This is a genomic window from Candidatus Enterococcus moelleringii, assembly GCF_017377575.1.
Classification (GTDB): Bacteria; Bacillota; Bacilli; order Lactobacillales; family Enterococcaceae; genus Enterococcus_A; species Enterococcus_A moelleringii.
On record NZ_JAFREM010000016.1, the window covers coordinates 108,939 to 128,621 of the forward strand.

The 19,683-nt window shown below is 44.4% G+C and carries 16 protein-coding genes and 2 riboswitches; all 16 genes read left to right on the forward strand.

All coding sequences use genetic code 11. The features are described from left to right. Positions 1–84: 84 nt before the first annotated feature. Complete coding sequence (locus JZO70_RS10555; protein ID WP_207673531.1) at positions 85–4,422, forward strand: PolC-type DNA polymerase III; 4,338 nt, start codon at positions 85–87, stop codon at positions 4,420–4,422. 175 nt (positions 4,423–4,597) lie between these two features. Continuing rightward, on the forward strand, positions 4,598–5,071 hold the full coding sequence (gene rimP / locus JZO70_RS10560; protein ID WP_207673532.1) for a ribosome maturation factor RimP: 474 nt from the start codon (positions 4,598–4,600) through the stop codon (positions 5,069–5,071). 11 nt (positions 5,072–5,082) lie between these two features. Then, positions 5,083–6,372, forward strand: coding sequence for a transcription termination factor NusA (nusA, locus tag JZO70_RS10565; protein ID WP_207673533.1), 1,290 nt, complete (start codon positions 5,083–5,085; stop codon positions 6,370–6,372). Positions 6,373–6,390: 18 nt separating this feature from the next. Then, positions 6,391–6,687, forward strand: a complete 297-nt coding sequence (rnpM, locus tag JZO70_RS10570; protein ID WP_207673534.1) for an RNase P modulator RnpM — start codon at positions 6,391–6,393, stop codon at positions 6,685–6,687. Continuing rightward, the gene (locus JZO70_RS10575) at positions 6,680–6,982 is read left to right on the forward strand and encodes a YlxQ-related RNA-binding protein (protein WP_207673535.1); all 303 of its coding nucleotides are present in this window, start codon (positions 6,680–6,682) and stop codon (positions 6,980–6,982) included. Before rnpM ends, JZO70_RS10575 begins: the two co-directional genes overlap by 8 nt. 12 nt (positions 6,983–6,994) lie before the next feature. Further along, positions 6,995–9,772, forward strand: coding sequence for a translation initiation factor IF-2 (infB, locus tag JZO70_RS10580; protein ID WP_207673536.1), 2,778 nt, complete (start codon positions 6,995–6,997; stop codon positions 9,770–9,772). An 18-nt stretch (positions 9,773–9,790) separates the two neighbouring features. Continuing rightward, complete coding sequence (gene rbfA, locus JZO70_RS10585; protein ID WP_207673537.1) at positions 9,791–10,138, forward strand: 30S ribosome-binding factor RbfA; 348 nt, start codon at positions 9,791–9,793, stop codon at positions 10,136–10,138. Positions 10,139–10,248: 110 nt separating this feature from the next. Continuing rightward, on the forward strand, positions 10,249–10,545 hold the full coding sequence (locus JZO70_RS10590) for a hypothetical protein (protein WP_207673538.1): 297 nt from the start codon (positions 10,249–10,251) through the stop codon (positions 10,543–10,545). After that, positions 10,542–12,620 (forward strand): cation:proton antiporter, encoded by a 2,079-nt coding sequence (locus tag JZO70_RS10595; protein WP_207673539.1) that lies wholly within the window; start codon positions 10,542–10,544, stop codon positions 12,618–12,620. The genes JZO70_RS10590 and JZO70_RS10595 overlap by 4 nt, the downstream gene beginning before the upstream one ends. A 185-nt stretch (positions 12,621–12,805) precedes the next feature. Further along, on the forward strand, positions 12,806–13,726 hold the full coding sequence (gene truB / locus JZO70_RS10600) for a tRNA pseudouridine(55) synthase TruB (RefSeq protein WP_207673540.1): 921 nt from the start codon (positions 12,806–12,808) through the stop codon (positions 13,724–13,726). Positions 13,727–13,768: 42 nt separating this feature from the next. Next, on the forward strand, positions 13,769–14,704 hold the full coding sequence (ribF, locus tag JZO70_RS10605) for a riboflavin biosynthesis protein RibF (RefSeq protein ID WP_207673541.1): 936 nt from the start codon (positions 13,769–13,771) through the stop codon (positions 14,702–14,704). Positions 14,705–15,401: 697 nt separating this feature from the next. Continuing rightward, entirely contained in the window at positions 15,402–15,785 is a 384-nt protein-coding gene (locus JZO70_RS10610; protein WP_207673542.1) for a hypothetical protein, read from the forward strand. 76 nt (positions 15,786–15,861) lie between these two features. Then, positions 15,862–16,707, forward strand: coding sequence for a DUF2922 domain-containing protein (locus JZO70_RS10615; RefSeq protein ID WP_207673543.1), 846 nt, complete (start codon positions 15,862–15,864; stop codon positions 16,705–16,707). A 468-nt stretch (positions 16,708–17,175) separates the two neighbouring features. Then, a riboswitch (glycine riboswitch) is annotated at positions 17,176–17,288 on the forward strand. A 3-nt stretch (positions 17,289–17,291) separates the two neighbouring features. Next, positions 17,292–17,362, forward strand: a riboswitch (glycine riboswitch). Positions 17,363–17,451: 89 nt separating this feature from the next. After that, entirely contained in the window at positions 17,452–17,835 is a 384-nt protein-coding gene (locus JZO70_RS10620) for a GrdX family protein (protein ID WP_207673544.1), read from the forward strand. 45 nt (positions 17,836–17,880) lie between these two features. After that, complete coding sequence (locus tag JZO70_RS10625; RefSeq protein ID WP_207673545.1) at positions 17,881–19,167, forward strand: glycine/sarcosine/betaine reductase component B subunit; 1,287 nt, start codon at positions 17,881–17,883, stop codon at positions 19,165–19,167. Positions 19,168–19,190: 23 nt separating this feature from the next. Beyond that, on the forward strand, positions 19,191–19,667 hold the full coding sequence (gene grdA / locus JZO70_RS10635) for a glycine/sarcosine/betaine reductase complex selenoprotein A (RefSeq protein ID WP_242703892.1): 477 nt from the start codon (positions 19,191–19,193) through the stop codon (positions 19,665–19,667). Positions 19,668–19,683: the final 16 nt, after the last annotated feature.

Genomic DNA, 19,683 nt, shown 5'->3' on the forward strand with positions numbered 1-19,683 from the left:
GCATAATGGGATTATTTTAATGCAATCGGCAAAAAAAACAGTTATACTAGATAATACTTGAAAAAAAGTGAAGGAGATGTTCTTTTGTCTCAAAATCGGGAATTATTCGAAAATTTATTGCGTCAAATTGAGCTGAGTGATGAGGACCAGCAGCATTCATTGATTCAGGGAGCTGAAATCAAGCAAGTGGTGGTTCATGAAAAATCACGGGTTTGGGAATTCTTTATCCAAACACCGCAAATTTTGCCGGCTAAACTCTATTATGCCTTCCACCAAAAGCTGGTGCTGGCCTTCCAATCGATTGCGCAAATCAAATTACATATTGAAGCAGTGGATGGACAGTTTGACGAAGAATTGCTGCAGCATTATTGGCGTTTGGCGCTTACTGAGCAAGATTGCGATACGCCTTTAGTGAAGCAGGTGCTAAGCAAGCCGTTGCCTGTTTTGCAGGACAAACGGATTGTGTTGTTAATTGATAATCAAACGGTGATTCCGTTTCTGAAGCAGCAATACTTGCCATTGATTGAAGAAAAATTAGTTTCTTACGGGTTCCCTAGCTTGCGAATCGATCCAGAAGTGGACGAAGAGCAGCAGGAACGGGTTTTGAAGCTGTTTGAAGAACGGAAGCTGGAACAGGATGCGGCTTTCCAAGAAAAAGCAGCTGAAACGATGGCCCAGCATGAAGCGAAGAAAAAAGAAAAAGCGGAAGCTGGCTTTGATGGTCCAATTCAAATGGGCCGCAACATTCCCGCAGATGAAGTAATCATGCCGATGGGTAATATTCTGGAAGAAGAACGTCGCGTAACGATTGAAGGGTTTATTTTTGCCAAAGAAGTTCGCGAATTGCGTTCAAAACGGAAAATCTTGATTTTAAAGATGACCGACTACACTTCCTCTTTCGTGGTGAAGAAATTCTCTAACGGTGAGAAGGATGAACAGATTTTTGATGCGATTGCCGAAAAAAGCTGGATTCGTGTGCGGGGAAGTATTCAAGAAGATACCTTCATGCGGGACTTAGTAATGAACGCGCAGGATATTCAAGAAGTGAAGCATCCTGATCGCAAGGATTACGGCAAGGAAAAACGGGTGGAACTGCATCTGCATTCCAACATGAGTACCATGGATGCTACCAATCATATCGGTGATTTAGTTGCTCAGGCTGGTAAATGGGGGCATAAAGCCATCGCGATTACCGATCATGCTGGGGCGCAGGCTTTTCCGGATGCCCATGCGGCAGGAAAAAAAGCGGGCGTGAAGATTCTTTATGGCGTGGAAGCCAACGTGGTCGATGATGGCGTCTTAGTTGCCTACAATGATCAGCACATCGAGTTAACCGATGCGACTTATGTGGTATTTGACGTGGAAACCACCGGATTGTCAGCTGTTTACGATACGATTATCGAGCTGGCAGCGGTGAAGATGCATAAAGGAAACGTGATTGATACCTTTGAACAATTTATTAATCCGGGGCATCCGTTGTCGGAAACCACAATTAATTTGACCGGGATTACCGACGAAATGGTGCGAGGCTCGAAGTCGGAAAAAGAAGTTTTGGAATTGTTCGAGGCTTTCAGTGAAGGAACGATTCTAGTAGCTCACAATGCGGCCTTCGATATTGGCTTCTTGAATACCAGTTATGTCCGTCACGGGATTGCGGAAACAAAAAATCCGGTCATTGATACGCTGGAGTTGGCTCGTTACTTGTATCCCGACTTTAAACGTTTTGGTTTAGGGGTACTAACGAAGAAATTCGGCGTTGGCTTGGAACAGCATCACCGGGCGGTTTATGATGCGGAAGCTACCGGGCATTTGGCATGGATTTTTGTCAAAGAAGCGATGGAAAAACATGAGATGTTCTACCATGATCAGTTGAACGATCATGTGGGTGAAGGAGACTCCTACAAGCGGGCGCGGCCGTTTCATGCTACGCTGCTGGCGAAAAACCAGGATGGCTTGAAGGACTTGTTCAAATTAATTTCCATGTCTAACGTGGACTATTATGAACGGGTACCACGGATTCCGCGTTCTCAGCTGAAAAAGCTGCGGGAAAATATTTTAGTCGGCTCTGCCTGTGCCCAGGGTGAAATGTTTGAAGCCATGATGCAAAAAGGGGTAGAGGAAGCTAAAAATCGGGCGGCCTTTTATGACTATATCGAAGTCATGCCTAAAGCAGTTTATGCGCCGTTGCTGGAACAAGAGCTGGTAAAAAATGAGTCTGATTTAGAAGACATCATTCGCAACCTGGTTCAAATCGGCAAAGAGCTGAACAAACCAGTGGTTGCAACCGGTGATGTTCATTACTTGAATAAAGAAGATGCGATTTACCGCAAGATTTTGGTGAGTTCAATGGGAGGCGCCAATCCGCTGAACCGTCACAGCTTGCCGGATGTGCACTTTAGAGCCACCGATGAAATGCTGCAGGCTTTTTCTTTCCTAGGGGAAGATGTCGCTAAGGAAATCGTAGTGGATAATACCAATTTGATTGCTGATACCTGTGAAGAAATTGTACCGGTGAAGGATGATTTGTATACACCGAAGATTCCTGGTTCAGAAGAAGAGATTAAACAGCTAAGTTACAGTCGCGCCAAGGAATTGTATGGTGATCCATTACCAGAAGTCATTGAGAAGCGCTTGAAGAAGGAATTGGATTCAATTATCGGGAACGGCTTCTCGGTTATTTACTTGATTTCGCAAAAATTGGTACACAAGAGTAATGCGGATGGTTATTTAGTTGGTTCCCGGGGTTCGGTTGGATCGAGTTTCGTGGCGACTATGACGGGGATTACCGAGGTAAATCCTTTGCCGCCTCATTATTATTGTCCAGAGTGTCAATACTCGGAGTTCTTCGAAGACGGTTCTTACGGTTCCGGCTTTGATATGCCAGAGAAGGCTTGTCCGAAATGCGGCGCGCGTTTGCATAAAGATGGACACGATATTCCCTTTGAAACCTTCCTAGGCTTCCACGGGGATAAAGTACCCGATATCGATTTGAACTTCTCGGGGGATTATCAAGCCAAGGCTCATGACTATACGAAGCAGTTGTTCGGTGAGGATTATGTTTTCCGGGCGGGGACAATCGGTACGGTAGCGGATAAAACTGCCTATGGGTATGTGAAGGGCTACGAGCGGGATCACAACCTGCATTTTCGCGGGGCGGAAATTGATCGCTTGGCCAAGGGCTCAACCGGAGTGAAGCGGACGACTGGTCAGCATCCGGGGGGGATTATTGTTATCCCCGATTACATGGATGTTTACGACTTTACGCCGATTCAATATCCGGCGGACGATCAGAATTCTGAATGGAAAACGACTCACTTTGATTTCCACTCGATTCATGATAACGTGTTGAAGCTGGATATTCTGGGACACGATGATCCGACGGTGATTCGGATGCTGCAGGATTTGTCAGGGATTGATCCGAAAACTATTCCGACAGATGATCCAGAAGTAATGAAGATTTTTGCTGGACCGCAAGTATTAGGTGTGGAGCCGGATCAAATTAATTCTAAAACTGGAACACTGGGGATTCCCGAATTTGGGACTCGTTTTGTACGGGGGATGCTGGAAGAAACCCATCCGTCAACCTTTGCGGAATTGCTGCAAATTTCCGGACTTTCCCACGGTACCGATGTATGGCTGGGGAATGCGGAAGAGTTGATTCGCCGCGGTGACGCTACGCTGGCTAACGTTATCGGCTGTCGGGATGATATCATGGTTTACTTAATGCATGCCGGTTTAGACAGCGGGATGGCCTTTAAGATTATGGAAACCGTGCGTAAAGGATTATGGAACAAGATTCCTGAGGAGCTGCGGGAAACTTACTTGGCAGCGATGCGGGAAAACAACGTGCCGGAATGGTACATTGATTCTTGTTCTAAGATTAAATACATGTTCCCGAAAGCCCATGCGGCAGCTTACGTATTGATGGCGCTGCGGGTGGCTTACTTTAAAGTGTACTACCCAGTTCTTTACTACTGTGCGTACTTCTCTGTGCGTGCGGATGATTTTGATTTGGTGGCGATGGCTAAAGGCAAGGATGCTGTGAAGGCATCAATGAAGGCCATCACTGACAAGGGAATGGATGCTTCTACTAAAGAGAAGAACCAGCTGACCGTATTGGAATTATGTAATGAAATGCTGGAACGTGGCTACAACTTTGGCATGATTGATTTGTACAAATCGGATGCTACGGATTTTGTGATTGATGGCGATACGTTGATCGCACCATTTAGAGCTGTACCGGGACTAGGAATGAACGTGGCGAATCAAATTTGTGAAGCTCGTAAGAACGGAATTTTCTTATCTAAAGAAGATTTAGCTAGTCGCGGAAAAGTATCGAAAACCTTGATTGAGTACATGGATGCACAAGGGGTCTTGAAGGATTTACCAGATGAAAATCAGCTTTCATTGTTCGACATGTAAAGATTTTTATAAGGACTGTGAAACGTTGTCTACAGCCGGCCTATATGAAAATGGGCCGGTTGAATTTTCATTGCATTTGTGGTATTATTACAAAGTAATCAGACACTGAAGGTGAGTGAGCGGAATTTTCGCTCACTCTTTTTAATGGATTGAAAGCTAGAAGGAGGCTGACAGCTTGAGCAGCGTAGTCGAAACCATCACTGAGTTAGTAATGCCGATCTTAGATGAGCAACACTTTGAATTGGTAGAGGTGGAATTTGTAAAAGAAGGAAAAAATTGGTTTTTGAGAGTGTTCATTGATAAAGAGGGTGGCATTGATATTGAAGAATGTGCCTTTGTCAGTGAAAAATTGAGTGAAAAGCTGGATCAAATCGATCCGGATCCGATTCCTCAAGCATACTTTCTTGAAGTATCCTCACCGGGAGCGGAACGTCCATTGAAAAAAGAGCAGGACTATCAAAATGCTTTAGGGCAATATGTGCATGTCTCGCTTTACCAAAACGTGGATGGGCAGAAACAATATGAAGGTCACTTGAAAGAATTAGACAAAGAACAGTTGACACTAACAGTCAAAATCAAGACGCGCACCAAAAACATCACTTTTGACAGAAGCAATATTGCAAAAGCACGTCTTGCAATCGAGTTTTAGGAGGAAGAATAATGAGTAAAGAAATGCTGAATGCATTGAATACTTTAGAAGCAGAGAAGGGCATTTCTAAAGAAATCGTCATTGATGCCTTAGAAGCGGCTTTGGTTTCTGCGTACAAACGTCATTACGGCCAAGCACAAAATGTGGAAGTTGAATTTGACGAGAAAAAAGGCAACATCCATGTTTACGCAGTTAAAGAAGTCACTGAAGAGGTAATGGATTCTCAGTTAGAGGTTTCTTTAAAAGAAGCAATGACGATTAATCCCGCTTACGAAATCGGCGATACGATTCGCTTTGAAGTTACACCGAAGGATTTCGGACGGATTGCTGCTCAAACAGCTAAGCAAGTTATTTTGCAGCGGGTTCGTGAAGCGGAACGCAATATCATTTATAATGAATATAGTGCTTATGAAAAAGACATCATGCAAGGTGTGGTGGAACGTCAAGACAATCGCTATATTTATGTAAACTTAGGTAAAATTGAAGCTGTTCTTTCTAAGCAAGACCAAATGCCAAATGAGTTTTATCAGCCTCATGACCGCATCAAAGTCTATGTTTCCCGGGTAGAAAACACCTCAAAAGGACCACAAGTATTTGTTAGCCGCAGTCATCCGGATTTGTTGCGCCGACTGTTTGAACAAGAAGTTCCTGAAGTTTATGATGGAATCGTTGAAATTGTCAGCATTGCCAGAGAAGCCGGCGATCGTGCGAAAGTTGCTGTTCGTTCCAATGATCCCAACATTGACCCAGTCGGAACTTGTGTAGGACCGAAAGGCCAACGGGTTCAAGCAATCGTGAATGAACTAAAAGGCGAAAACATGGATATCGTGGAATGGAATGAAGATCCGGCAGTCTTTATCGCCAACTCTTTAAATCCAGCCCAAGTGGAAGATGTTATTTTCGACACGGAAAATCCTAAAGTTTGTACCGTAGTTGTACCTGATTACCAATTATCTTTGGCGATCGGCAAACGTGGTCAAAACGCGCGTTTAGCAGCGAAATTGACCAGCCACAAGATTGATATCAAAGCTGAGTCTGACATGGAAGAGTTTTATGCGATGTATGATGATGGCGACTATGACGAATCACCAGAAGGTCTGCAAGACAATCTGTTTGGGGAAGTTCCAGCAGAATTTACGGTAGACGCTGATGAAGTTGTTGAAGAAGTGCCAGCCGAAGAAGCGGAAGCTGCAGAAGAAGTTGTTGCAGAAGATGAAGCTTCGGAAGAAGAATTGACCATTACTCCTGATATGACAGACGACGATATTGAAAATGTTGCGTTCGATCAAGAAGAAGAATAGGCGCGTAGGAGGCATTTTATGAAAAAGAGAAAAGTCCCTTTACGTAAATCCGTCGTATCCGGCGAAATGAAACCGAAAAAAGAATTGATTCGGATCGCAAAGTCGAAAGAAGGGGAAGTGTCCATTGATCCCACTGGTAAAAAGCCAGGTCGGGGAGCCTATGTGGCCATTGAACCGGAAGAAGTAGAAAAAGCTTGGAAGAAAAAAATCTTGGATCGGGTGTTAGAAACCGAACTGACGGATGACTTTTACCAAGAGCTTTTAGACTATGTGACCCATCAAAAAGCAAGAAGAGAGCTCTTTAGTAATGAATAGACAAAAGGCCTTAAACTTATTGGGCCTGGCAATGCGTGCAGGCAAACTGATTACTGGGGAAGAACTGACGATTAACGAAATCCGTAAACAAAAGGTTTCGTTGGTGCTAGTTGCTTCTGACGCCAGTGAAAACACAAGAAAAAAAGTAACAGATAAAAGCAATTTTTATCAAACGACCTGTCTAGTTGAATTCACAGAGAGTGAGTTAGCACATGCCATAGGCAAACCGCGAAAAGTAATCGGGGTGATGGACCAAGGCTTTGCTAAGAAGATGGTGTCGTTAATACAAGGTTAGGAAGGTGATTGCATGGGAAAAAAACGAGTATACGAATTTGCCAAAGAAGTTAATCAATCAAGTAAGGATGTTGTAGAAAAGGCCAACACAATGGGAATCGATGTGACGAATCACATGGGCGCGTTATCGAATGAGGATGAGTCAAAATTGAAGAAGGCTTTTACTGGAAATGAACAACAACCAAAACCAGCAAATACTCAAGCAAAACCAGCAGCTAACCAGCACGAAAAACCAAAATTTAAGAGCTCAAAAAATAACCCAAATTTCCAAAATAGAAAAGGAAATCAAGACAGCGTGAGAAATTCAAACGATAAACCACAAAATCGCCCGAATCAGGGCAACCGCCAAGGACAAGGCCAACAAGGTCAACGTCCGGCAAACCAAGGACAAAATCGTCCAGCTCAAGGCCAGGGTCAGCAACAACGCCCTCAAGGTCAAGGCGGACAGCAGCGTCCAGCTAACAACCAAGGACAACGCCCAAATCAACAACAAGGTCAGCGTCCAGCTCAAGGTCAGGGACAACAACGTCCACAAGGTCAAGGCGGACAACAGCGTCCAGCTAACAACCAGGGACAACGCCCTAACCAAAATCAAGGTCAACGTCCAAACCAAGGCCAAGGCGGACAAAATCGCCCGAACCAAAACCAAGGACAGCGTCCGGCCAATAATCAAGGCCAAAGACCAAATCAAAGCCAAGGCCAACGTCCAGCTCAAGGTCAAGGCGGACAAAATCGTCCAAACCAAAACCAAGGACAGCGTCCAGCAAATACACAGGGCCAACGCCCAGCACAAAGCCAAGGTCAAAGACCAGCGGCTCAAGGCGGACAAGGCCAAAGACCAGCAGCTCAAGGTGGCGGCGGACAAGGTGGAACAAGCCAAAACCGCAACCGTAACAATAACTACGGCAACCAAAACCGCAACAATAATTTTGGCGGCAACCGCAATAAGAACAAATTCAATAAAAAAGGTAAAAAAGGCAAGTATCAACCAAGCCAAAAACCGCCAGTACCAGCACGTAAATTCCGTGAATTGCCTGAAGTACTAGAATATACTGTGGGCATGAACGTGGCAGACATTGCTAAGAAAATTTATCGTGAACCAGCGGAAATCATTAAGAAATTATTCTTGATGGGGGTTGCAGTTAACCAAAACCAACCGTTGGATAAAGATACGATTGAATTATTAGCAACAGACTACGGCATCGAAGCGCAAGAAAAGGTTCAGATTGATATTGCTGATATCGACCGGTTCTTTGAAGCAGAAGATGTGAATGAAGAAAACTTGGTACCGCGTCCTCCAGTTGTTACAATTATGGGACACGTCGATCATGGTAAAACAACCTTGCTGGATACTTTACGTCATTCTCGCGTTACAAGCGGTGAAGCCGGCGGAATCACTCAGCATATCGGGGCTTACCAAATCGATATTAACGGCAAACCAATCACTTTCTTGGATACACCAGGACACGCGGCCTTCACCAGCATGCGTGCTCGGGGAGCAAGTATCACCGATATTACGATTTTAGTGGTAGCTGCTGATGACGGTGTTATGCCGCAAACAGTGGAAGCTATCAACCATGCGAAAGCGGCGAAAGTGCCGATTATCGTAGCGGTAAACAAAATCGACAAACCAGGTGCCAATCCTGACCGTGTAATGCAAGAACTAAGTGAACATCAATTAGTTTCTGAAGCATGGGGCGGCGACACTATCTTTGTACAAATTTCCGCGAAATTCAATCAAAACATTGAAGAATTGCTGGAAATGATTCTGTTAGTGGCTGAAGTGGAAGATTTGAAAGCAGATCCTACCCAACCAGCGATCGGTACAGTCATCGAAGCACGCCTAGACAAAGGTAAAGGACCAGTTGCGACATTGCTTGTTCAACAAGGTACCTTAAAAGTAGGAGATCCAATCGTGGTTGGTGATTCTTACGGCCGGGTTCGGGTTATGACCAATGATATTGGTCGTCGTGATAAAACCGCTGGACCAGCAACACCAGTGGAAATTACTGGTCTAAATGATGTTCCTCAAGCCGGAGACCGCTTTGCTGTCTTTGCAGATGAAAAAACTGCACGGGCTGCCGGAGAAGAACGGGCGAAACGTTCATTGCAAGAGCACCGTACTTCAAATGCTCGGGTAACTTTGGACAACTTGTTCGAATCACTTAAAGAAGGCGAATTGAAGGACGTTAACGTGATTATTAAAGCGGACGTTCAAGGTTCGGCGGAAGCATTGGCTGCCTCATTGAAAAAAATCGACGTTGAAGGTGTACGAGTAAACATCGTCCATTCAGCGGTTGGTGCCATCAATGAAAGTGACGTAACCCTTGCTGCGGCAAGTAATGCGATCATTATCGGCTTTAACGTACGACCTACACCTCAAGCGAAACAACAAGCTGACGGTGAAGAAGTAGATATTCGTTTACACCGGATTATTTACCAAGCCATCGATGAAATTGAAACAGCGATGAATGGTATGCTTGATCCTGAGTACGAAGAAAAAATTACTGGTCAAATGACCGTTCGTGAAACCTACAAAGTTTCTAAAATCGGTACAATTGCCGGCTGTTATGTTAATGAAGGCAGCATCTCTCGCGACAGCGGAGTGCGGGTTATTCGCGACAGCATCGTTATTTTTGAAGGCAAGCTAGCTAGCTTGAAACGCTTCAAGGATGATGTGAAGGAAGTCAAAATGGGCTACGAATGTGGTGCCATGGTTGAAAACTTCAATGACCTTAAGGTTGATGATGTGATCGAAGCCTTCATCATGCAAGAAATCAAGAAAGCCTAAAAAAAGGAGGCAGTTTTTATGCCTAACTATCGAGATCGTCGCGTCGCTCAAGAAATTTTGAAGGAAGTCAATGACATCCTGCGCAAACGGGTACGTGATCCACGAGTTCAAGACGTGAATATCACTGACGTGCGTGTGACAGGAGATTTGCAGCAGGCCACCATTTTTTACAGCCTGCTGTCAGACAAAGCTTCTGACAAACAAAAAGCGCAAGCTGGATTGGATAAGGCAACAGGCTTAATTCGCCGAGAATTAGGTCAGGCCCTTTCAATTTATAAGACGCCTGAATTGATCTTTCAATTGGATGAATCCGTCGAGTACGGTTCAAAAATTGATCAGATGATTCGCGATCTAAATAAAGAGTAAAGAAGGACCTGAGTGAGCACGTTTCACTCAGGTTTTTTTTGCAAAATTTAGTATTTCCTGTTAAAGTGTAGGAAGTTTTAAGCGGTAGCTTAAGGAGGAAGTTGGAGAAAATGACAACAGAATTTGATGAACGCATGCGCAGTCTGCATGCTCAATACCTAGATTGTTCTCCTGAAGAAAGAAAATTCATCAAACAATATATGAAGAAGAATAATTTACTTTTGTATCGTAAAACAGAGCGTATGAAGCATGACCTCTTGCGGATGGAAGCCAAGCGGGCGCAGCTTTCTTTAGACGGCGAGTCGAAGGAATTAACGGAATTGGAAAAACGGATTGTTGACAAGAAAACGGAATTTTTGAAGATTTTAGCGAAGGTTAGAGAGAAGCAGTTTTTAGCTAAGCGATGATCTTAATTGAGATTATTATTTTTCTTGCCATTACCATCACGCTATCCAATGTTTTAGCGAAGGTATTCCCATCCATTCCGATGTTTATGATTCAGATTGTCCTGGGGATTTTGTTGGGGCTGACAGAAATTGGTCGTTCCATTAATTTTGAACCAGAAGTATTTTTAGTAATGATTATTGCGCCGCTGCTTTTCCGCGAGGGAGAAACGGCGGACATTCCCGCTATTTTAAAGCATAGCGGGACGATTTTGTTTCTGGCCTTTGGCGGAGTGATTCTGACGTTGGTGAGTCTCGGCTTTGCATTGCATGGCCTGCTGCCGACGATTCCGCTAGCTGCTTGTTTGGCTTTTGGGGCAGCGTTAGGTCCAACTGATGCGGTGGCGGTGAATTCGCTGGCGAAACGTTTGAAGATGCCGGATTCGGTGATGCACATCTTGGAAGGTGAAGGCCTTTTGAATGATGCATCTGGCGTTACGGCCTTTCAGTTTGCCGTGGCGGCCTTAATGACTGGGCATTTTTCAGCAACGGAGGCGTCGTTGACTTTGCTGCTTTCTACCTTAGGGGGCGTTTTGGCCGGAGTCGTCGTCGTTTATCTGAAGCGTCAATCGATTCAATTGATCGAACGGATTTCCGCTCGCGACATTACCGGCTATTTATTGATTGAGCTGACTTTGCCCTTTTTGGCCTATTTAGTGGCGGAAATTTTCCACTCTTCCGGGATTATTGCGGCAGTGGTTTGTGGTGTTTTGGAGTCGCGGGGCTTTCGTAAAATCAGCCTGTTTGATGCCGAGCTGTCCAATGTGACGGAAACTAGCTGGCAAACCATCAGCTTTACCTTGAATGCGCTGGTGTTTTTGTTTTTAGGGATTGAATTATCCCAGGTGTTTTCACCGATTTGGAACAGCGAAACCTATTCTAACCTGCATTTGTTTTTCATTGTGGTACTTTTGACGGCGCTGCTTTTCTTGATTCGCTTTTTATTTATTACCTTGTTTTACACAATTACCAAAGGGTTGAAGCAAACCCATCGGCATTTGCATGAGCGTTTGTTGTTGACCGTTGGCGGGGTAAAAGGAACCGTCAGTATTGCGACGATTTTCATTTTACCAGCGGTGATTGGCGGGGTAGATTTCCCTGAGCGTTCGCTGCTGCTGTTTATTACGGCTTGTGTGACGTTTTTGAGTTTGATTATGGGAATGATTTTACTGCCGATTCTCTCCGATGGCGAAGTCACGCCGGTGGCTAATCCACGGCAAATGGAGATTTATCGGGAAGTGATTGCTTGTCTGGAAGAGGATCTGGAAACGCGGGAGCTGTCGGAAAAAGAAAATTTTGCGATTCAGGCGGTGATTACCAATTATCAGGACCATATTCAAGAGCTCTTCACCGATACTATGTCTGACAGCAGTCAGCAGGAGTTTCAAGAGGTACAGGCTTTGATGCTGTCGATTGAGCGGGATGGTTTGGATGAGAGCTATCGCAAGCGGAAAATCAATATGGATTCTTATCGTTTGTATTCGCTGTTTATTTCCCGTTTTCAAAATTCGATTCCTCATCAAATTTTATCCTTTCTCAGCTTTTGGATCATTGTGGTTCAACGAATTATTCGCGTGATTTTGCATCCGAGGCTGTTTTGGCAGCGGCGGCAGGCACGAGGTCTACGCCGGGTGATTGACCGTCAGGATGTTTCGGCGGTACGAGAAGTTTTCTTGAAAAACAGTCAGACGATTTTGGCTAGTTTGGAAAATTTGCGGGATGTGTATGACGAAGACTTGATTGATTTCTTCGTGGAGGAGCGCAGAAACTTAATGGAGCAGGTGGACAAGCGGGGCTTGTTCGGCACCATTTTGATTCAGCAGGATCCCATGTACACCAAGGAATTGCTGCGGGGCTATTATTTGGAACGGAAAATTATTGACGAGCATGAGAGTCGGGATGAAATTTCCACCTTTGAAGCCAATGATTATCGGCATCGGGTCAATATGCTGGAATCCTACGCGATGCGTCAGCCGGCTGATCCGCCGTTTCGTTTTATTATGCGGAAGAAAAAACCAGAAAAACCGAAAGAAGAATAAACGGTCCCTGTCCAGCACTTGATGCTGGGCGGGGATTTTCTTTTTTAGAGACATTTTTCAAAAGTTTAGGTAAAGTTTAGATGGATTTATTGAGGCCGGGGAGTTTGTGCGGCCTTTCTTGTCTTTTATCCATTTAGCTATGGTATAATGGCAACGTTGAAATTTTTAGAAAATGGAGCGATAAAATGGACGGGATCTTACCTTTATGGAAGGAACGTGGCATGACTAGTCACGATTGCGTGTTTAAGCTGCGCAAGATTTTAAAAATGAAAAAAATTGGTCATGGCGGTACCCTCGATCCGGATGTAGATGGCGTCCTGCCGATTTGTGTCGGTAAAGGCACCAAGGTGATTGAATACCTGCAGGACAGCGGGAAGATCTACGAGGGCGAGATTACGTTGGGTTATTCTACCACGACGGAAGATGCCAGCGGGGATACGGTTGAGCAGAAAACTGTGACGGAACCTTTGACTGAAGCTCAGATCGATGAAGCGATGGCAGCATTTGTTGGAACGATTACGCAAATTCCGCCGATGTATTCAGCGGTGAAGGTGAATGGGAAAAGATTGTATGAATACGCGCGGGCTGGTGAGGAAGTTGAACGGCCGAAACGTCAGGCGGAGATTTATTCTTTCCAGCGTGTGAGTGAGCCGACTTTTAACCAAGAAGCGGGTACCCAGACTTGGCGCTTTCAAGTATCCTGCGGCAAGGGGACCTATGTGCGGACATTAGCGGTGGATTTAGGCGCGGCTTTAGGCTATCCGGCTCATATGTCGGATTTGACTCGCTTAGCCAGCGGCGGCTTTTCGGCCGGGCAAGCAACGACCTTGGCTCAGGTGCAGCAGCTGATGGAAGAGGATCGGATGGCGGAGATTTTGCAGCCGATTGAGACGGCGGTGAAGGACTTTCCGCGAATTGATTTGTCGGATGCGTTGTGGCTAAAGGTGAAAAATGGTCAACTGATGCCAACGAAGGAATTGGGCTTGGCGGCTATGCCAGACGAGTTGGTTGCGTTATTTTATCAAGATAAACTAGTAAGTTTATATGCTGAGCACCCGCAGCGAAATGGCTGGCTGAAGCCCAGCAAAGTCATTCGGAATGAATAAGATATTTTAGTCAATTAGCATAATGAATATGAGGGGGATATGATGGAAATAATTAAATTACGCCACCCCTATCAGACGGCGGAAATTCCGGCTGCTGATGTGGTGCTGGTTTTAGGCTTTTTTGATGGCGTTCATCGCGGCCACCAGGAAGTGATTGAAACAGGACGGAAAATTGCGGACGAGAAGAATTTGAAGCTGGCGGTAATGACCTTCAACCAGCATCCGGCGGTGGTTTTCCAAAAAGTGGATCGTAATCCGGTGAAATATTTGTCGAATTTGACCCAAAAGGAAGAATTGATGGCTCGCTTGGGAGTAGATTTCTTGTATGAAGTGGCCTTTACCTCGGCCTTTGCCGCGCAGCCGCCTCAAGAATTTGTGGATCAGTATATTGTTGGTCTGCACGCGAAAGTTGCGGTGTCTGGCTTTGATTATACTTTTGGCAAGGGCGCCAAAGCGGCGGTTTCTCATTTGCCTGAGTATGCCAAAGGACGCTTTGAAGTGGTGACGGTGCCTAAACAAGTGGATCAGGATGAAAAAATCAGCTCTTCCCGAATTCGTCAGCTGTTGACAGATGGCAATTTAGAAGAAGCGAATCGCTTGTTAGGGTATGCTTATGAAACTAGCGGAACCGTGATCCATGGTGATGCTCGGGGTCGCGAATTAGGCTATCCAACGGCCAACATTCAATCGGATGATCAGATGGTGCTGCCTAAAGTGGGCGTTTACGTTAACGAAATTCTGGTAGGCGGACACTGGTATCCAGCGATGGGTTCGATTGGACACAACGACACCTTTGGCCCTCATCGCAGAAAAACCGTGGAGTTGAACATCATAGATTTCGATCAAGATATTTACGGTGAAGAGGTTCGAGTTCGCTGGCTGCATTTCATTCGCGGACAAGTGAAGTTCAATTCAGCCGAAGAGCTAATTGCCCAGCTGGATGCCGACGAAAAAGAGACGAGAGACTATTTTGCTTAAATTGCACAGAAGAGAAGATCATTATGCCCAAGGGTGTGGTGGTCTTCTCTTTTTTTCGTTGTGCAGTAACTTGCAAAAAAAAATTTCCATTTTTTAACCGTTTTCGGTGCATAAAATGGAAATTTTAAAATCGAGGTCCTTTAATGACGCGGAAAAGTAGTGTTTTTTATGTTAAAAATCCTTATTTTGGAGCATTTGACATTGTCGATTATTTTGCATATTCTATAAGCGGTGATAATATGAAACGGTTACAAAAATAGCGTAAATGAGTTGGATTAGAATGGAAAAAGCGCTTTTAAGAACAAAGTGACTAACAAGAGATAACGAATGTAGTCACTTTGTTTCTTGGGTGAATGTAAAACATTGATGAAATAGTTATTTTTTGCTTGTTGTTGGTATCTTAAAACATAGTCGATAATAATTTGGATAGTTACGTATTACTTTACTTCCCGCTAGTAAATGTTGTTATAACGGAGTTTTTGCTGTCTGTCGGATTTTTATATTCTTCGATAGTATCTAGAGTTCTATCGACAGGACTAGCTTCGAAAAAAATGCTAATAAAAATGCCGTATTCATGGTCTTTTGAAAAAGAACGTGAAAAAATAATTAAAATCACTATTGACAATTCTCATATTATGATTTAGCCTATAGTCGTCGACACTCATAAAAAATGTAAAAAAAGAAGGAGGTTTGCAAATTGCAAAGAAATACTTTACCCACCGCGAAATTGTTCCAGCTTCAGCGAAATACTTTAGAAAAACGTATTGGTGACTATTACGACGAGACGAGCGATGCAAAGACTACCATCAAATATTTAGTCGCTCTGCAAATTCGCGATGAATTAAGCACGGAGGATTTCAGCTTCGTCTTAAGCGAGCTGGTCCGTCATATTTTCTTAAAAACCAAGACAACCCGCGCCCTGCGCCGCTATTATTATTTATTTTTAGATTATTTTACCGCCAAGGAATGGAAGCACTTAACTTCCCGTCTGTTTACTGTCAAACGCTTTGTCACAGAAAAAATCACCAAATTGATGGACCTAATTGAAGAAGTCCGTCCCGAAGCTTTTGCTGTACCTTGAAGAGATAAAAGTGAAACCGGAAACAAACTGACTAAATTGACATAGATACCCTAAAACGAAAGGAATGATTGGATAAATGTTAAGCTTAAATGCAACCTTTGAAAACGGCATTGGCCGTCGTCACAGCTTTAATATAAAAGACCCTGATCGCAATAAACCTGCCGAAGAAATTCGTGCCAGTCTGGAAAAATTAGCCAACCTGAATCTGTTTGAAAAAGACGGCATCAGCATGTTCACGAAAGTCATCAGCGCTAAATTTGTCGAAACATTCGAAACACCGATTTTTGATACTCGCAATGAGGAAGAGGTTGAACCTGCTACGCCAGTAGCGGACGTTCAACCAGAACCCGTTCAAGCAATTGAAGTACAAGCAGCATCAACAATCGAAGTACAGCCGGAGTCTGCCCAAATGCAGGAAGCTCCTGTATCATTCAACATCCCTCAGCCCGGATTGATTGCATCACAATCAGCAGCAGCACTAATGCAGGCAGCACCAGTGGAACCAGCAATGGACAAGCCTAGATCCCAAGGTGGAACCCAATGCATAAGAATCACTGTCCCGCAGGATTATCAACCGAACCAGATGTCAGACGACGAGCTGATAGCACTGCTGAGTACCGGTTTGCCAGAAGGGGCGAAATTAGAGGACTTTAGTCTGGATGATATAGTCATGACGTTGGAGGAGCCAGGCGAAGTGGCCACGCCGCCCGCACCCCTCACAGAACAAACGACCGACGCACCGATAGGGCAATCCGTCGAAATGATTGAAGAAGCCGAGGAAGAACCAGTAGAAGAAAAACGCTCAGGCTGGTTCCCAAAACGCAAAAAAGGCACCAATCCGCTAGCCGGTTTTTCCGCAGATAAACGGCGAAACAAAAAAGCCATCAATCGTTGGAAACGGGAAAAGAATAAAACGAAATAGCAGATTGATGTAACGTAGAAATTCAACCGCTTTACCGGATTAAGATAATTTCAGCTATCAGCTAAGTGAATAACGTCTATGCTAATCGCAGCAAAGGAAATACGATCGATTCCTTTGACCTTAGCGAGAATTAGCAGCAACAGCACTGGTTCTGTCATCAAATGATCTTGCTAGTTTTGGAAAATGGGTCTCAACCCTTTATTTCACTGTGCCTTCAGGTAGCAGAAAAATCATCTTAGTTGCGCCAAGAATGAAACAGCTCTTTTGTTTTGTGGAGGATAATAAGCAATTTGAGTTTGAACTATCTAACGAGGAAAAGAAACAAAATTCCTTACACAGCTTAGCCATAGGCGCCTAGTATGAGTTGTAATGAAGGGTTTAGTTAGAGTGTTCACAAACAACATAAAAAAGGTTGCTTTTTTAACTTTAGATTGATACCATCTAATTAGGTAAAGCGTTTACATTTAAATGACAATTGCGGGAGAGCGCAGCGTTTTTTTCGACTGCCACCGAAGGTATAAGCTGCAGGCTATGCAGATAGCCGCGGCGAAAATCTCAGGTAACCGGACCGTAATTTGATGAAACTCTGGAGAGCATAGGATGCGCCGAAGGAGCAACCCTCGCAAGAGGTGAATCTCTCAGGCTTTTAACAGAGGACGACTGCACATGGGTGTTGTTGTCCTCTTTTTTACGTGTAAAGACACCCTTGTATGTGAACGAAAACACAAAAAGGCAGGTGGTTTTATGATAATTGTAACCAATAACCCGATGGTTCAGGAAATGGCTCTGCCGGCTGAACTAGATTTTGTGGAGGGTTCTTATGGGGAAGTGTTGGCTAGGGTAAAGCAGCTGATTATAGAGGAGCACATGAAGCTTTTGACTCATCCTTTAAGCGGCAGTCTGAAGCCTAATGAAACCTATTATAAGAGTATTTTTGTTTCCGATTCTAAGGCTCAGTATATTGACATGGAGAGCTTGGAATATATAGAAGCAGCGCTGGAGGTCTACGAAAAGTTCATCAAAATGAAGGCGACGCCTAACTGGACCGCCAAAGTTTTGCAGGACTTTGCTTTTGTTGATTTCCATCTGGTGAAAAGCACGTTAATGCGAATGGGGGTATGCCAATGATCTATCAGTGACTAAGAAGCAAAAAAATAGAATTGAGGTGAACGTATGAAGTTAGAAGTTGGAAGGATTGATATCCAGCAGGTGGTATTAGGTGATCAGGAAAAAATCGACAACCACACGCTGTATCTGAATCCGCAAAAGATTATTGATTTAGTGTTGTCAGATGATCGGCTGTTGTCCTGTGAATTGGAAATTGCCAGTCCTGGTGAGAGCACCCGCATTACACCGGTGAAGGATGTCATTGAACCGAGATGCAAGGTTGATTCAGAGCGGGGGATTTTTCCAGGGGTAATTAACAAGGTGGATGTTGTCGGAAGCGGCCGGACCCATGTGTTAAAAGGCTGTGCAGTGATGACGGTAGGGAAAATTGTCGGCTTCCAGGAAGGGATCGTGGATATGCAAGGTCCTGGAGCAGAATTGACGCCTTTTTCTCAACTAGTGGAAATTTGTTTGGTGCTGAAACCGCAAGAAGAGCTTGACCCGCATCTTTATGAAGAAGCGGCCCGGTTTGCTGGCTTGAAGGCGGCGGACTACATTGGACGTCTGGGTGAGGAAGTTGAACCGGACGAAGTAACTACCTATGAAACGAAACCGTTACTGGAACAAATTCAAGAATTTCCTGATTTGCCAAAGGTGGGCTATGTGTACATGCTTCAGACTCAAGGGCTCTTGCATGATACTTATGTGTATGGAACTGATGCGAAGCATATTGTGCCGACGATTTTATACCCGACAGAAGTGATGGACGGGGCAATTATCAGTGGAAACTGTGTGTCGGCCTGTGACAAGAACACCACTTACCATCATTTGAACAATCCCGTGATTGAGGATTTGTACCAAAAGCATGGCAAGGAAGTCAATTTTGTCGGAGTAATCGTTACAAATGAAACCGTTTACTTGAAAGACAAGCATCGCTCTAGCGATTTTGTGGCAAAGCTAACCGAATATTTAGGGCTGGATGGGGTAATTATTTCCCAAGAAGGCTTTGGTAATCCTGATACAGATTTAATTATGAATTGTAAAAAAGTCGAAGAAAAAGGCATCAAAACGGTGATTGTAACCGATGAGTACGCGGGCAGAGACGGGGCGAGCCAGTCGTTGGCAGATGCAGATAAATTAGCCACGGCAGTCGTGACCGGCGGAAATGCCAATGAAGTGATCCAGTTGCCAAAAATGGATCGATTGATCGGAGAATCAGGTTATGTAGATGTCATCGCAGGCGGCTTTGACGGCAGCTTGAAAGAAGATGGCACAATTGAAGTTGAAATCCAGGCAATTACCGGTGCAACAAACGAACTAGGTTTTAATAAAATGTCTGCAAAAGGCGTTTAATACAAAATAGGGAGGAATAACTAATGACTTTAGAACTGAAAAATAAAAAAGTCTTAGTGATTGGCGACCGTGACGGTATCCCGGGACAAGCAATTGAAGCTTGTATCGCAGGTACCGGAGCCGAAGTAGTATTCTCTTCAACTGAATGCTTCGTCTGAACGGCCGCTGGTGCAATGGACTTAGAGAATCAACGTAGAGTAAATGAAGCCGCTGAAAACTTCGGCGCGGAAAATGTTGTCATTTTGATTGGTGCCGCAGAAGGAGAAGCAGCTGGTTTAGCTGCTGAAACGGTAACCAACGGCGACCCTACGTATGCTGGTCCATTAACCAATAAACAGCTAGGTTTAGCTGTATATCACGCTGTCGAGCCTGAATTCAAAGAAATTGTTGACCCAGATGTTTTTGAAGAGCAAATCGGTATGATGGAAATGGTGTTAGATGTTGATGACATCGTGGATGAGGTCTCAACCATGAGGAATCAATACTCCAAGTACAAATAAGGACTGAAAGGAGCGT